The sequence below is a fragment of the Methanospirillum sp. genome (assembly GCF_028679455.1).
Taxonomy (GTDB): Archaea; Halobacteriota; Methanomicrobia; order Methanomicrobiales; family Methanospirillaceae; genus Methanospirillum.
On record NZ_JAJRBM010000443.1, the window covers coordinates 1 to 15,192 of the forward strand.

General features: G+C 44.7%; 17 protein-coding genes. 8 read left to right on the plus strand and 9 right to left on the minus strand.

What is annotated here, in order from left to right:
* Window positions 1–317, plus strand: a 317-nt coding sequence (locus tag LUQ50_RS15285) for a hypothetical protein (protein WP_300041188.1), incomplete at its 5' end; no start/stop codon positions are given.
* Window positions 318–351: 34 nt separating this feature from the next.
* Here LUQ50_RS15285 and LUQ50_RS15290 read toward each other — a convergent pair.
* Window positions 352–1,293, minus strand: a complete 942-nt coding sequence (locus LUQ50_RS15290) for a hypothetical protein (protein WP_300041190.1) — start codon at window positions 1,291–1,293, stop codon at window positions 352–354.
* Between the two features lie 644 nt (window positions 1,294–1,937).
* Between LUQ50_RS15290 and LUQ50_RS15295 the strand changes: the two genes are divergently transcribed.
* Window positions 1,938–3,656 (plus strand): histidine kinase N-terminal 7TM domain-containing protein, encoded by a 1,719-nt coding sequence (locus tag LUQ50_RS15295; RefSeq protein ID WP_300041218.1) that lies wholly within the window; start codon window positions 1,938–1,940, stop codon window positions 3,654–3,656.
* 112 nt (window positions 3,657–3,768) lie between these two features.
* On the opposite strand, the gene LUQ50_RS15300 is transcribed toward LUQ50_RS15295, so the two are convergent.
* Entirely contained in the window at window positions 3,769–5,181 is a 1,413-nt protein-coding gene (locus tag LUQ50_RS15300) for a tetratricopeptide repeat protein (RefSeq protein WP_300041192.1), read from the minus strand.
* A 427-nt stretch (window positions 5,182–5,608) separates the two neighbouring features.
* On the opposite strand from LUQ50_RS15300, the gene LUQ50_RS15305 reads away from it, so the two are divergent.
* The gene (locus LUQ50_RS15305; RefSeq protein WP_300041194.1) at window positions 5,609–6,376 is read left to right on the plus strand and encodes a class I SAM-dependent methyltransferase; all 768 of its coding nucleotides are present in this window, start codon (window positions 5,609–5,611) and stop codon (window positions 6,374–6,376) included.
* A 584-nt stretch (window positions 6,377–6,960) separates the two neighbouring features.
* On the opposite strand, the gene LUQ50_RS15310 is transcribed toward LUQ50_RS15305, so the two are convergent.
* The 4 genes from LUQ50_RS15310 to LUQ50_RS15325 all read right to left on the minus strand — a co-directional run bounded on the left by LUQ50_RS15310 (window position 6,961) and on the right by LUQ50_RS15325 (window position 11,079).
* Complete coding sequence (locus LUQ50_RS15310) at window positions 6,961–7,284, minus strand: hypothetical protein (protein ID WP_300041196.1); 324 nt, start codon at window positions 7,282–7,284, stop codon at window positions 6,961–6,963.
* Window positions 7,281–7,475 (minus strand): hypothetical protein, encoded by a 195-nt coding sequence (locus LUQ50_RS15315; RefSeq protein WP_300041198.1) that lies wholly within the window; start codon window positions 7,473–7,475, stop codon window positions 7,281–7,283. Before LUQ50_RS15315 ends, LUQ50_RS15310 begins: the two co-directional genes overlap by 4 nt.
* 52 nt (window positions 7,476–7,527) lie before the next feature.
* Window positions 7,528–10,632: a hypothetical protein gene (locus LUQ50_RS15320; protein ID WP_300041200.1), complete on the minus strand. Its 3,105-nt coding sequence runs from the start codon at window positions 10,630–10,632 to the stop codon at window positions 7,528–7,530.
* Between the two features lie 102 nt (window positions 10,633–10,734).
* A complete protein-coding gene (locus LUQ50_RS15325; RefSeq protein ID WP_300041202.1) occupies window positions 10,735–11,079 on the minus strand; it encodes a hypothetical protein in 345 nt (114 codons plus the stop codon).
* A 537-nt stretch (window positions 11,080–11,616) separates the two neighbouring features.
* Between LUQ50_RS15325 and LUQ50_RS15330 the strand changes: the two genes are divergently transcribed.
* The 3 genes from LUQ50_RS15330 to LUQ50_RS15340 are packed head-to-tail and all read left to right on the plus strand — an operon-like array spanning window position 11,617 to window position 12,955.
* Entirely contained in the window at window positions 11,617–12,126 is a 510-nt protein-coding gene (locus LUQ50_RS15330; RefSeq protein ID WP_300041204.1) for a hypothetical protein, read from the plus strand.
* Window positions 12,127–12,155: 29 nt separating this feature from the next.
* Window positions 12,156–12,701 (plus strand): hypothetical protein, encoded by a 546-nt coding sequence (locus LUQ50_RS15335; RefSeq protein ID WP_300041206.1) that lies wholly within the window; start codon window positions 12,156–12,158, stop codon window positions 12,699–12,701.
* Entirely contained in the window at window positions 12,698–12,955 is a 258-nt protein-coding gene (locus LUQ50_RS15340) for a hypothetical protein (RefSeq protein ID WP_300041208.1), read from the plus strand. The genes LUQ50_RS15335 and LUQ50_RS15340 overlap by 4 nt, the downstream gene beginning before the upstream one ends.
* Before the next feature lie 77 nt (window positions 12,956–13,032).
* On the opposite strand, the gene LUQ50_RS15345 is transcribed toward LUQ50_RS15340, so the two are convergent.
* From LUQ50_RS15345 to LUQ50_RS15355, 3 genes are read right to left on the minus strand one after another with little or no spacing between them, the layout of a single operon-like run.
* Window positions 13,033–13,179, minus strand: a complete 147-nt coding sequence (locus tag LUQ50_RS15345; RefSeq protein ID WP_300041210.1) for a hypothetical protein — start codon at window positions 13,177–13,179, stop codon at window positions 13,033–13,035.
* A gap of 25 nt (window positions 13,180–13,204) precedes the next feature.
* On the minus strand, window positions 13,205–13,426 hold the full coding sequence (locus tag LUQ50_RS15350; RefSeq protein WP_300041212.1) for a HEPN domain-containing protein: 222 nt from the start codon (window positions 13,424–13,426) through the stop codon (window positions 13,205–13,207).
* Window positions 13,423–13,782 (minus strand): nucleotidyltransferase domain-containing protein, encoded by a 360-nt coding sequence (locus LUQ50_RS15355; RefSeq protein ID WP_300041214.1) that lies wholly within the window; start codon window positions 13,780–13,782, stop codon window positions 13,423–13,425. The genes LUQ50_RS15350 and LUQ50_RS15355 overlap by 4 nt, the downstream gene beginning before the upstream one ends.
* A 509-nt stretch (window positions 13,783–14,291) precedes the next feature.
* Here LUQ50_RS15355 and LUQ50_RS15360 point away from each other — a divergent pair.
* Entirely contained in the window at window positions 14,292–14,549 is a 258-nt protein-coding gene (locus LUQ50_RS15360; protein ID WP_300041216.1) for a hypothetical protein, read from the plus strand.
* Between the two features lie 205 nt (window positions 14,550–14,754).
* Window positions 14,755–15,075: a GNAT family N-acetyltransferase gene (locus tag LUQ50_RS16025; protein WP_367279026.1), complete on the plus strand. Its 321-nt coding sequence runs from the start codon at window positions 14,755–14,757 to the stop codon at window positions 15,073–15,075.
* Window positions 15,076–15,192 lie beyond the last annotated feature (117 nt).

The following is a 15,192-nucleotide window of genomic DNA, read 5'->3' on the forward strand; positions in this document are numbered from 1 at the left end:
CAAATAAAAATGGAGATTTACAATTTGGGAGAGATCTCACTGGTGCTAAACAAATAACATTCCAAGCTAAAGGAGAAAATGGTTCAGAAATAATCAGTGCTTTTGTTGGTCAAACAAACAATAGTGAATACATTGATACTCCCGATTGGAATACAAATCATAATTTTACCCTTACAAATAAATGGGAAAAGTATACTATTCCACTTCAAGGCCAAAATTTAACAAGTGTAATTCGGGGATTTGGTTTGAGACTCTTTCCAGATAAAAATCCAAATGGGGCTACCATCTATCTAGATGATATTCAATATGAATGGTAAAAATATTTTAACAATTTATGAAATTCTTACTCCATTAAGATATTTTCATCACCAAAAATCTTCTTAACGGTTTTTTCCATCCTCTGGGATAGATTCTATAAATGGTATCTTTATGCTGTTTGAACTTGTCAGTATCCACTAACCACGTGTGAATACCAAACTTTGGATCAATACATATGTTTGATTCTGTAGGAAGAAATTCATATTTACTCTCTCCTTCAACCCAAATTGAAAAAGGAGGTATATTTTTAAATTTAATTGGCTTTTCAGAAGATAGATTGATACAGGAAATTTTTATTGTCTCACCCTTTTTACATTCAACTTTATCGATCACCCAATCTTCAGTAAAGTCATTTTCCGGATATTTTATCTTCTTTAGACTAAATAATTTGAAAAACATTTTTAAACTTTCTTTAAGAGAAATAAAATCAGAATTGGAGTTTGTAGCGTCTTTATTATGTTTACTTATATTCAATGCAAGAATATCTGGGAGATTCTTAACCGCTAAAATACCACCTATTGAGATAATAATTATTAAAATATCAAGTATACCTGGAGGTACAATAATTATCCCTAATATCCCAGCAATTATAATAAATGAGGAGTAAACAAGTTTTTCATAATCGTATAATTTATGTCTTTCATATTTTCCAGTAATTGTATCTGTTATTTCGATATTTAGCATAGTTTCGAGAATGCGAGCTCTTATAATAGCAGCTTCTTCGAGTTTTCTATAATCCAAATCAAGCAACCATAATGCTACAATAAATACTATTGTTAAAACTATCAATCCAAATCGAACATACTCATTAGATATTGTTGTAACAAGTATTTGAAGCGAATTAACGGTGAATAAAGCGGCGAGAAAAGCGAATCCATATGTACGAATCTGAAGAAGATTCCCTTCATATCTTCCTATTATTGTTCTGATTTCTTTCCATTCATCAAGGAAGTTATTAGGTAATAATTCAGCCATAGTTGTATGGGTCAATGCATTGTAAATATATATAATTTAGGAGGCCTAATCTTTCTAGTTTTAGGGTAAGTCACTATTTCCCGTACAATCCGCATCATCACCTATTTTTCTCAATATGCTTCTCATCGAAGTCCAAACGATCCCGGAGGCTCATCTTCGTAACCGTCTTCAAATATTTCCGTGAATCGCAAAAATAATGCGGGGAGGCCGTTCTGGAACTCAACCAGCCGAAAAGAGATAACTCTCAACAATCTTTATTCTGTTAAATTTAGGGTATAATAATCATCGTAATACCACCTGATATTCAGAGAGATACAATTTTTATCGTAGTAATGATTGCTCTATTCAGCGTGTGTGTCCGGTGATATCGCAATGCAAAATATTATATCCCGGTACTACCGATATTAACCTCTCAGGTTCGACAAATTACGGCAAATATGCCTTTATTTGTAAAAAAACGGTGTCATGATCAAATAAATGGTTGTAGTTCACAACCAATCGGAACGATAATCAATATATCGCATAATGGAGTTTCGATAATGAGAGACTTCCGGTTTTTCATCAGCACACGATAACCAGTAATTATTTCCACAACATTGACAGGGTATCTCATGCAGTTTCAAAACTATCCTTTTTTTTATCTGATGTTTATATCAGCAATATTATCCGGGCTTATATCTGTTATAACCTGGAATCGTCGGAACGTTCGTGGTTCAGGAACTTTCAGTTTTTGCATGTTCCTTATCGCATGGTGGTCATTCTTCTATGCTCTGGAGATTACCGCTCTCGATCCTTCTCTTCATATTCTGTTTCTCAAAATAGAATATCTTGCAATCCCCTGGATACCGGGTTTTGTTATTTTGTTTACACTCAAGTTTGGTGGGTTTAACCGTCTTGTTACGTGGAAGACCAGTTTTATCATCTTCTTAATACCCATAATCACGTTTCTGTCGTACTTTACCAATGAGTTCCATCACTGGTACTACCAGGCAGTAGACGCCCTTACCATAAACGGGCTGACCATACTATCGACCACCCCGGGTTTTATGTACCATATTCTCACGGCATACATCCTGTTCTCAATAATCTTCTGCCTGATTGTCTTTTTTTATATACTTAAGAACTCACCACGAGTTTTCTTTGTTCAATCCCTTATTTTTATGGGCATTCTGCTTTTGCTGCTCGGAGGATATCTCTATTATCAATTTATGCCCCGTTTATATCCTGATTTTGATATTACTCCGATAGTGCTGGCATTTGCGGGAATTATCGTGTTATTTGAAATATTTCAATATCAGTTTTTTGATCTCGTTCATTTTCCGCATCGAAAGATATTTGAGCATCTTCATGATGGTATCATAGTCCTGGATACAGTAAACCGGATCCTTGAGATAAATGATGCAGCAATAACGATGCTACATCTGCAGAATTCTTCTCCGATCGGAGAAAAATTTGATACGATTACCACCTTATTATCTGAATCAAATTCAGATGTAGATTCATATTCATGCTCATATTCAAATTCAAATTCTGGAATCAATCTTACTGGTTGCACTCCGGTACATACGACGATTCATCACCTGCACGAACATAATTCATATTATTATGCTATTGACATGTATCCGGTGTTTGATTCGATTCAACGACTGGAGTGCAGGTTAATTGTGATGAGGGATGTCAGTGAGATACTGAAATCAAAGAATGCTCTGTCTGAAGCGGGAAAAAAGATGGGCTTTTTGACCTCAATTACCCGTCATGATATTCTGAATCAGATCATGGTCGTTTTGTTTTACATTGATGATATCTCACATCATAGTGATACCCATCCTCAAACCATCCTCTCAATTGAACAGGTGCGCGAAGCAGCCTTAATGATAAAAAAACTGATCAATTTTACCTCGGTGTACCAGGATCTTGGGGTTGTTGAACCCGGATGGTATAAGGTATCAGATATGGTGGAAAGAGCATGGGAAACCAGGGGAGTACCCCCGACAGTCTCCTGCCGGATTGATGCAAATCTGGTAATCTATGCTGATATGCTCTTGGAGAAGGTATTCTATAACCTCATTGACAATTCTCTGCGGCATGGAAAGAATATTTCCTCAATAACGGTCACTGCGAAGATATCAGACCATTCTGCAGTCATTATCTATGAAGATGATGGAGGAGGTGTCATATCAGAAGAGAAAAAGAAGATATTTGAGAGAGGATTTGGTAAAAATACCGGATATGGTCTTTTTTTGGTGAGAGAAATTCTGGGGATTACTTCAATCACCATAACAGAGACCGGAATACCGGGGACCGGGGTCAGATTTGAGATGACGGTTCCTCATGGGGGATTTATGATCCCAGCCGTGTCATAAGTTCAGATCGGAACGGATCACCTCATCTCTGGAATCATAGGGAGGTTCATACATTTACTGGGTAAAAATTGAATATTTAGTGAAACTAAACGGTTTTACATATGTCAAAAAATTAGTTTGCTATGGAATCAAAATAATCAGGATCTTCTAGTTTTACTTTCTGGTAATATTTCTGGGCTTCTTCCTCGTTTCCAAGTGAGAGATAGATCGTGAAAACTGCTGCCATCGCATCGAGATCATTCGGATTTTTGTCCAGATGTTTCAGGAAATAGGGAAGTGCTTCAGCATTTTTATCCTGGGAATACAGGATGTCACCGATCAGCTTCATGAAATACCAGTATTCCTTGGGATCTTTCTCATACATCTGCTCATATAAGGCAATTGCTTTGTCATACTGCTTCATTGACTCATATAGCATCGCCTTACTATATTTCGCATCAGGATAATCCGGATTAATGGAGAGGATCTGATCATATACCTTCATCGCGTCATCTGGTTTATTCATCTGTTTTAACAATGATGCTTTTTTATCCATGATGAATAAGTTTTCAGAATCAGTGGTAAGGATGGTCTCATATATCTTCATGGCATCCTCATATTTTCCATCATTTGACAGAAGGGATGCCTCTTTCAGCTCGGTACCATACGCATCATTGGATCGTGCTACCTCGGGATTAATCACCACGACTGGTTGATCAACGAGACCTTTCTTCCGGTCAGCAGCATAGGTGTATCCGGGATCTACACTAAGGGCCAGATCATATGCATCAATTGCCTCTGACTTCTTTCCCAACGCCTCCAGTGATATTCCCTTGAAGGTTATGGCCGCTGCATAAGTCGGATCAATCGTGATTGCCTCATTATATGCATCGATTGCCTCTTCCTCACGTTTCAGGTTATGCAATGCATTCCCTTTTGAGAACCAGGCATACTGATATGATGCGTTCTTCTCAATTGTAGCATCAAATGCGGCAAGTGCGTCTTCATATTGTTCCAAATCAACGAGGACTCTCCCTTTGTTATAATATCCATAGAGGTAATCAGGATGGATGGCAATGAGATGTTCAAAAACTGTAAGACTGTCATCATAGTTCTTGAGTTCACGCAACAACAACCCTTTCAGGTTTAAAGCCTTTTCGTAATCCGGATTGATAGTAAGGGAAGCGTTAATCTCGACAATCGCTTCATCAAACCGTTTTAACTTGTTCAAGGCATTTGCTGCATAATAATGCCCGCCATTCCATGAAGGTAGTTTTTTCGCTGCTTCTTTTCCTTTTGTCAGGAGACGATTCCAGTCCTCCTGATCTGAAATCGCTGAAAGGTATCCTTTCCAGGCCTCTTCGCTGACAGGATCTATCTCTATCGCTTTTTCATATGCTTTTTCTGCCTCACCATAATTTTTTGCATCACTTTCGGTCTTTCCGGTGGTAAGCCACTCCAAGGCGAGGGGGTTGACCTCGTCGGTCTGGTTGGAAAAACTGGTCTCATTCGTTACTTGTTCTGCACATACAAGTCCAAAACTCATCAAGCACATGATGAGTGCAACCACAAGAGCACCTTTCATATGGTCTACTTGTAAAGCCGATGAGAAAAAGCTTTGTGGGCAGTACGTGGCCCGATTGAATGGTTACCTATAATTTAATATCACTGAATTGAAAAACCAGATTTGTTCGGTTATGCCCCGGGTTACAGCTGATAATGATATGAATCTAAAAAATTATGTTTTCAAGTCCTGGAAATATTAATCACATAAAAAATGACAGTAAACTGGTAAATATTTAGGGAGATTAAAGTTATTAGTTTATAGGATCGTGGTACCAGTTTTTTAACTGGGGGATAACCTAATTGTCTACCCGCCATTTTTCGCGATGAGCCGTGCATATTATACCTAACCCCACCCTCTTATCTGAAATCAATTAATTTATGAGATCGAAATCAATCTGTGAATTATCATGGTTCAATCCTCTGCATTAACCAATAAACTGAAAGAGAACGTTCGAAAGTATTGGGATGAACGGAGCAAAACCTTTGATGATGATGTAGGCCATGGAAGAACTGATCAAACAGAAAGCCAACTCTGGCAGAAAAACCTGACCGATATTATTGGTGCAGAACCAAAGAAGATCCTTGATGTTGGCACCGGAACAGGAATGATCGCCATCACCCTTGCTGAACTCGGTCATTCAATAACCGGGATCGATCTCGGGGAAGAGATGCTGAAAAGGGCTGGAGAAAAAGCAGCATCTAAAAAGCTGAATATCTCTTTTCTCCCTGGTGATGCAGAAGAACCTGCTTTTGAAGATAATTCTTTTGACGGAGTCATATGTCGTCACCTTCTCTGGACGCTCCCTCATCCGGAAAAGGCATTGCAGGAATGGACCCGTATATGCAAGCCGGGAGGGCTTATTATCGTCATAGATGGTCATGCACAACCAAGAAATTATTTCCCGGATGAAAAATGGGATGACACCCTGTGCGACAGGGAACGATTCTGGCGTGAGATGTATTCCCCGGAACTTGTACAGATACTCCCTTACAAAGAGAATCTGACTGTCGATACGATAACAGAACTATTCAGGAAAACCGGACTATCTGACGTTCAATCCCGGTACTGTGAAGATATCTCTAATTATCAGAAAAACCTGATGAATCACGATAATTTGGATGAGGATCACTGTGAGGTTCAGATCATCTGGGGTAGGGTTTCGGAGAGAGAATAGAAATTTACATTCCTTTGTCTAAATCTGCCTCAATTGTCTGATTTTTTATGGGTGATAAATAATGGGTTAGTACCTTTATTCTCCTTCTTGAAAATAATCCTCTACAAAATATGGAAATCATCCCATGAGATATTCTTCATGAAGTTATTTCAGAACAAGGTCTCGGGCGGGAGTCTCCCGGGTCTACGCGGGATAAATCATCCTGTAATCCTTCCCCTGTTCATTGATCAAACTGATATCCGTAATCATTCACCGGTCACGGCGGGAGAGCGGTGATCTCCAGCTCACACACGTATACCCTCATGCATATGATCGCTCCTCTCTACACTTCTGTTCCCGCTCTTTCTCTCATATAATAATAAATATTTTATTATTACTTAGTATAACCTCTGTACTCCCGTAAATCTGAAGCGGGGAGTCCCGACCTTACCATGTATCTTCCTCCCCTTTCCCGCTCTCCCGCAGACCGGTGATGAATAATTCTCCTCATCAACCGGATCAGCATAAGTACCCAATACTTCCTGAGCCCAGTCAGGTGAAAAAAAAGAATTTATGGGGATGCTGACGCATCCCGAACGATCTGGTCACCCGGTGTATCGCATCACCGGAGCCTTCCGATGATCGCCTGCTAAGACTGCCCGTACCCGTGAAACCGGAGTCACATAGAGCACCCCTCCGATATCAAGGTAAAACCCCCTACCACTCTCAGAAAGCCTGAAGACTCCCTGAAGCGGTCCATAGGCTTCCCCGGGACCAAGACCAAGGATCGCTGAAGTGACCGCATTGACCTGAAGGATAAACCTCCCTATCTCATCGATATACACGATCAACTGGTCCCTGTCCCTGAGCATTCTCCCGCAGAGTTCATACGGATCAACGGTTTTGACCTGCTCCACAAACCTGTTCATTTCTTCTCCCCCATCACTGGTTCAGCCTGCTCACTCATCGGACAGAAGTACATATTGCTTGGCTGCTTGTTGAGCAGCATACAGATAAGCCGTCTCTTCCTCGTGTGCGAAGGAGTTGCAGTACTGTACCATTCCCATTGAAGGTGCGGGCAACATTTTACCCTGCACTGTATTGTATCTGGTCTCTTCATGGTAATCCTGAAACATACCCTCCCCTCTCCCTGCCTTCCACCCGAGCGTAGTTCAGGGTGGACCGTTGTCGGTCTTCGGGTGCGAATCAGAACACCGCTGTACCTCACGCTGATAGCACGAGTCACACAACTGGGTCCGGGAATGTGGATCTGACCATATCGCAGATGTCAGCGAGCAGAGATCGCATTTCCGTGAAGAAGTCTGCAGCCTGACCATACTCCCGGTGTCAATAACCCCGGGCAGTGCCATCATCGTAGCAGCCTCACGCGAGACCACACGCTGGTAGCACGAATAACAAAGCATCAGGACAGATCCGTCCTGCTCCTGCTCCCCTGCCCCGGTTATCCGTTCCCTGTACTGTGTCGGCCGTTTCCCGCAGACCGAGCAGGGCTTGTGATCAGGAAACTCACCAACCGGTACAAACATCCCTGGAGCAAGCATGGCTATACTGACCCCTGACACCGGTCTGTTACCAGGCTTCATCTCACCGGTGCCTGCGTTCCCGGTCTCTCCTCCCCTGGTACCTTCGGCCTGATCTGTACCGGGCTCTCCGTGAACCCGGCACTCGTCCGTATCTGGTCCTGCACACTCTTCATCGATAGCGCTGTTTGGTTCAGCAGCTTTGGTTTCGCTCTCATCTCCGCCTCCGTTGCTACCCGGAGGAATCTGATCATCGTCGGTGTCTTCTCTGGCAAGCCATATCGACCCACACTTCATCCAGGCTTCGTAGAGTCCGGCGTCCCAGAGATATGCTTTGGACCTGCGGTGTGTCGTGTACCCGCCATCTCCCCGGGACTCAGTCCGATCAAGAACCGAAATCGCAGGGCACTTCTCAAGCAGACCTGAGTATGACTTGCCACATGACTGGTACCCGTGGATCAGCTTGTTGATGGTTGAGTTTGTCCACCCGGTCTCCCCTTGCAGTTCGGTTACCGTCACCTCGGACCGATTGAGCGAAGCAATCATGGAGAGAAGTGCTGACTCGCGTTTTGTCATCTTATGGGCCTGCTCTCCGTCCTCACCGTTCAGACCCACAAAAAGCCGTGCAGCCTCGAAGAAATCCGTCTCTGATGCAATTACGCAACAGGTTCCGTTCACGATCCTCCGCTCCCGCTGCTGCTGACAGAGAGCAGCGTTCGTCCTGATCAGGTCAAGCAGCATATCGGGATTTCTCCGGTTCTCTGATGACTGGAACCTGATCCGTGTTGCAAATGGTATCACGACCCAGACCTGCGTTATCTCATCCCAGATCTTCCTGCAGACCAGTATCTCATCAGACTCATGTGCAGGAGTTCCCGGGAACTCCCCGGCACCGGCGAGCGTCCGGTTGAGTACCTTGTCATCCTGCCCTTCAGTATCGTCGATCCAGCAGGTGAGCATCCGGTTAAAGACCTGGTCATCACCGGCTCCCTCAACTTTTGCTATCCACCAGATGCACCGTTCAGGAATCGTACAGATCTGTGGTTTTCGATCCTTGCTCACCGTCCTGTACTGGAACGGTTTTTGGAACGAGGTTGTCACACCCTTGAGGATCTCCTGCATCTGGTCAGATAGACTCACATCATCAAGTGTGATCACCGTCCCGGATATCAGATCGTCCATGTAAAAGAGGGCCTTGTCACTCATCCGGCCTTCAAGTCTGAATGCTGCCGGAATCAGGGATTTCATCGTCTCTATGGCATGTGACTTTCCTTTTCCTGACTCCCCGGTGATCGAGACATGCAGCCCCTTGCTGTTGATGACCGATCTGGAGACCAGCGAATGAACCAGGCACTCGGCCACGCTCTGATCACCCTCGTGTGAAGCAGCAAAGGTCTCAAGAAAGAACGCAAGCGGGTCTCCTGAGGTGAGGATATCCTGTGCACGTTGCCGGATCAGGGTATCTTCGTGTTCATGTTCATGCTCATACTCATGCTCATCGTTACCAAGTGTATCACCTGCGACTGTCCGCATGGACTGTACATCAGACTCATTATCATGCTCTTTATCAGATACATCATCAGGCTCTATCCTCCCTTCTGCGATCAGTCTGGCTCTGATTCGCGAACGTTGCAGTGATGCAAGCCGTGCTTCGATACCAGGCTTTACCGGTTCGAACTGTGCACGAAGTTCAGGCCATCGCTGCTGCCCTCCTCCGCACGAGTCATGGTGACATCCGGCAAATATCGCACCGTTTTCGAACTGTATTGCGAACGCACCGTCGTGGTGAGCATCAGAGAACGGGCATGAATCGAGTGAGAAGAGGGTGCCTCCCTGGTACGGTTTTGACGTGTATGAGAGGCCGTACCTGGTCAGCCATGATCCAAGATCAGAAACTGAACTCTCTCCTTGCCTGGCAGATTGCACACGGTCATCAGATTTCCGTTCTGTACCATGTTTCATCGGCATGGTGGCGTTCCCTGATGGATCTTTTAGTGCATCAGAATTTTCAGTGATAAGTGAGACGAGATCGCTGACCCTGACCAGCTGCCGTTCTCCGCATCCTTCTATGATTCTGGCACGCCGGTGCGGCCGGTCTAAAAGATCATCACCTTTGCGTGAGGTGGTCCCATACACCTTCCAGATCCTGGCAGCATTGAAGTTTGCGGTATCAACCCTGCACCGTTCGTCAGAGAACCTCTGGTCAAGCACCCCGAGTACTGATTTGACCAGGTCTCTGCTTACCTCATCGTTTGGAAGATCGATGGCATAGAGAAGGTGTGCCCCGTTCCCTGAATCTGCGAGGATTGGGTCGTTCCATCCACGTTCTGCCAGAAACTGCCGGATTGTGGCGGCAAGACGCAGGGCCTCATCATGCTCGGATTCTGACGACGAGATTCCTGATCTGCGCACGGGATCGATGTCAATCGGCAGCCACCAGCGATGTATGATATCTACATCTGCAGTGGTCTGATCCTGTTTACCGATCCGGTACTTGATCCGGTTCGCCCGTCGTGCCAGGAGATCCCCGCTGATCTCGTTCAGGGTGACATAGATTCCGTGTCCCCGTGGATCCCTATCCTGTGCTCTGATAGCAGCGGCTGCTTTCTCAAAATCGTTGAAGTACCCTGAAGATATGCCGTCCTCACTGAGGATCCTGACCTCGATGACCTGGCCTGGTGAGAAGAGGCAGTGCAGGGTTCCCAGAATCTCGTTGTACTGTCCATCAGCAGTCATACCTTCCCCGACTCACTGGCATACCGGTTTGATGCCATCCGAAAGGTATTCCGTCTCTCGAGGTCTGCAGATACGGCGACCGGTAAGGACCGAAACGAGCGGTCATGAGAACTCCGTGAGCGGTACTGCTCCTCCTGCTTTGATCAGGTACCGTGTCCATCCGTCTTTGTCCAGGATCCAGAACTCAGGGCTTCCGGGGTACCGACACTGTTTGGAGAGCCTGGAAAGTGCCTCGATGTCATTCCTGGTCGAGCCCTTTCTACTGGATTTGACATATATGAACCGGGTATCTCCAAGATTGTTCCAGGCAATCAGGTTGATCCCTATTGGCTCATGAGTGTGACTCTGTGCAACCCTGAGTACCATGTATCCATGCCCGACAAGAAGATCTCTGGGCATGTACACTGCAGTCCGGCTGGTCCGGGAACCTGACGTATCAGATTCCATGGGTGCCCCCGATAGGTATACCAGATGCAGAAACCTGCCCATTTACGGTTGGTTCATATCCGAATTTACAACCATACCTGATGGATATGCTTAAAATTCTACACGGTGATACCTGATCACTCCCCGCTCTGATCGGCCTGCAAGCATGTTCATCTGCCGGGGAGTACATTATGCTCCATCTCCTGTTCTCATATGCTCATCTTTCTGCCGGATTGTTTCTTCATCCCATTGGCAGTGAAACACTGTAATCGTCTCATCTTACTAAAGCTTTTGACTTGCATTTTTTTCAAATGAAAAGTTTTAATATAACACAACGCATTGATGCTTTTTGAAATTTTAAGACCTGTGATTCTCTCTCGGATCTGAAAAAATCGTGCGGATTGTATGATCTGATGAGAAGTACATCGGGGTGCTCATATTCACCATGATTTTTTCATTCCGATTCTGTATCTTCCGTATTTCAACGCCTCTTTGGAACCTTATATACTCCTGCCACCTATCAGATAGTGTCGCAATACAGGCGACAAGGGGGAAAAGATGGGAGATTTTACACAGAAAAGTGTGGTGAAGTCAGCGGTGCGAAAACTTGCAGCACCTATTACTGACTATGCCGCATTCAGCGCACTGATCCAGGATGTCCTGGACAACAATCCGTGGGGATGTACTACCTATGAATCATCAGGGGTAGCAAAGCCTGCGATGGAAAAATCAAAAGAGGCGTATGCAGCCACCATTGTGTACGAGAATGCGGAAGCAAAGACTGTCGGGAGCATTCCGGTCAGGGGGCCGACGATGGCAGCGGTGAACACTGCAGTCACCCAGATCACAGGTGCTGCAGCGATCACTACCGGTATGGGGGCCGGGGTGACTGCTTCGCGTGACAGTTCTGAAGATTCCTTCAGTGCTACGCTCAAATGCCATTCTTCAGGCGGAGAACTCTATTCCGTGACCTTCAAACGTGACAGTGTCACGCTCTCCAGTTATGAGGCTGATACGATCAGAACCGGTCTTGAGTCCTGGGCTGATACGATTGCCATCCTGGCTTAATTATCTCTTTTTTCATATCCGGGGGGAGTATGAAGAAAGAGTGTGTTGTCGGGATGACGTTTGCCATTCTTATCGGGCTTGCCGGTGCTGATCTCATTGCCACAACCATCAGTACCGATGGTTCTGCACTTCTCTCGACTTCAGGGTCTGATGCAAACGGGTCATTTGCATCACGGGTGATGACGGTGGATACCGCCCGTCTGGTTCGGACGGTTCCAGGGGATGAGTCCGGAGATGATCTGGTGGTATCAGGTTCAGGTCCGGTTCTGTTCTCTGATTTTGCGTCAGCGTTGCTGATGGGTTCAGAGGTCTGGGATCGCTGCAGGTTTCTGGATACCGTCAGTGATCGGTCTCCTGGTGAGGTTTCGGTGTACACTGCGGGAATTTTGCAGGGGGGTGAGTTTGATGCCTCCCGGACGATTGACTCCGGTCTATCCGGAGCGACACGGGTGAACGGGTCCGGGCTGTTTGCGTTCGGGTTTCAGGAGACAGGTAACAGGTCTCTGAAGAGCAGGGGGTTTGTGACCGGAAACATGAGTGTGCAGGATCTCTTCAGGTATGGGGGAAAGGTATGATCACTGAACTCGCAGAAGTTGCTGCCGGAGTATCACTCGGGGTTGCGGTGTTGAACGGGCTTGCCGTGTATCATCTGTACCGGCAGTACTGTTCTCTGGCTGAGGTATCATTCGAGTTTGCAGGCAAGGTTCTTGCATCGATCCGGGAAGATGATGGGGAGATTAGTACTGATCCGGTGGTTCTGGCCGGTGAGACGATGGATCACCTGAGCAGGGTATCGGGTATGGTTGCGTGGATCCGGGGTGGGGGATGAACCCTCACTCCCGGCAATGTTGAATGGATATTCAATTTTCCGAGTACCACATATGGGTATCCTTTGGTATCCCTGTGTCATTCAAGACGATCGAGAACAAATTGCTTTACGAACTCTGCTTTTTTGATAGCGTCATACGCTTCTTCTTGTAAGGGGATATAGAAATTTTCACCATACCGAAGATCTACCGCATAGTCGGTAAGCATATCGATCTCTTCTTCCAAAAGTTCCTGAAATGTATTATCTATCTCAATAAAAATTCCGAATCAACCGCATTAAAACGTGAGTTTTCGGGATTTCACAATCATGAAACAAGAGATATGCTTTCAGGTATTTCTCTGCTGCTTGTTGGGCATGAAAACATACGGTATCAAGGGCTGGATCTTCGTGTTCTACTTCATGACATGCATTCTTAAGATCGTTTTCTGCTTTCAGACACCAGAGTTTGACAGATTCCTTCTCTCCGGTCATACCGCAATACCGTCCCGAATCGCATAATATGAGATCCTTCCTTTGTCTTCAAGGCTGGCTGATATATGATCCTTTGAGACAACAAGAATATCCGCATCGATATCAAAATCAAAGATAAATCGTCGCCTTATTTCTGAAATGATTCGTCTCTGTATCAGGCGTTCTATTTGTATAGCACTGACAACAAGAAAATCATAATCACTATCAGGTCTTGCATTCCCCTGGGCTCGACTTCCAAAAAGATACAACTGATCTATTGGAATATTATGTTTCGAGAATTCTTCCCTGATTATGTCAGTGAGATTATGAATGGTTACATCCTTTTTTTGTTGTATAACCGGGGTAGATATACTCATTCAAATTTCTCCATCTGGATTCAGAATATTATCGTCTGCATTACGTTGAGAGGTTCGTATTATTAACAGAGCTTACCATATATTCCTCTTTATCTTTAATCTTACGCTTCCACTCCTAAATGAGTAACTCTTGCACACCTGTATCTGGTACTTATCGTTCCATCTCATCAGAGACAGCGTAAGGCCCTACCTCGCTTGTTAAGGAAAGTGAGTGCAATTTTTGATTTGCGATAAGAGTTAGCAAACCGCAATCTTTATATGCTATCTGCGCAGCACTTCGGGGAAACCCAGAACATGGACCCCCTTTCTTCTGTTGGATCTTCCAATCAATTACTGTGCCTGTTCATGTCAGCGGGTTGGATCCGTGAACCTGAAACACAGGAGATGATTCTTAATTTTAATCTGCCTTTTATCAATTCTACACGTGTGATTTCACAGTCACTGACCATTCATAGGTTTGTGACCGGAAACATGAGTGTCCAGGATATCTTCAGGTATGGGGGAAAGGTATGATCACTGAACTCGCTGAAGTTGCTGTCGGAGTATCACTCGGGTTTGCGGTGTTGAACGGGTTTGCCGTGTATCATCTGTACCGGCAGTACCGTTCTCTGGCTGAGGTATCATTCGAGTTTGCAAGCAAGGTTCTTGCATCGATCCGGGAAGAGGATGGGGAGATTAGTACTGATCCGGTGGTTCTGGCCGGTGAGACGATGGATCATCTGATCAGGGTATCGGGTATGGTTGCGTGGATTCGGGATGGGGGATGAACCCTCACTCTCAATTGTGTTGATTTGAAATAATCGATATGTTTACTGGTATTGATATCCATCGTATAGATGAATATTTCAATCAGGAAATCTGGATGTTATGTCTAATATTGTCTATAATGAAGAGAAGAAGGATCTTCCAATCAATCAATTATGTTGCCTGTTCATGTCAGCGGGTTGGATACGGGAACCTGAAACACCGGAGATGATTCTTAATTTCAATCTGCCTTTTATCAATTCTACGCTTGTGATTTCGGCCTGGCACGAGGAAAGATTAGTGGGAATTGTCAGGGTACTTTCTGATACAATAATCAGATCAACAATTCACGATCTGGTTGTTGATCCTGAGTTCCAATGCAAAGGAATCGGAAGGGAATTACTAAAACGTTGTATTCTGACATATCCAAAAACTGAGTGGATTGTTCAAACAAATGATAGTAATGTAGAGTATTATCTGAAAAACGGTTTTATCAGGTATCCAAGAAATGTTCTTTTCAAACCTTCTGTATGGGATCCGGAATACTAGGCAATAGTTCTCAAATCTGGTTTTTTGTCAGTTTCAGTAGGCACGTTAGAGAATTTCTTACTCAAACTGACGAGGAGCCGATTTACCTGTGTTGAATGGTCAGGAAGGCAACTCCTC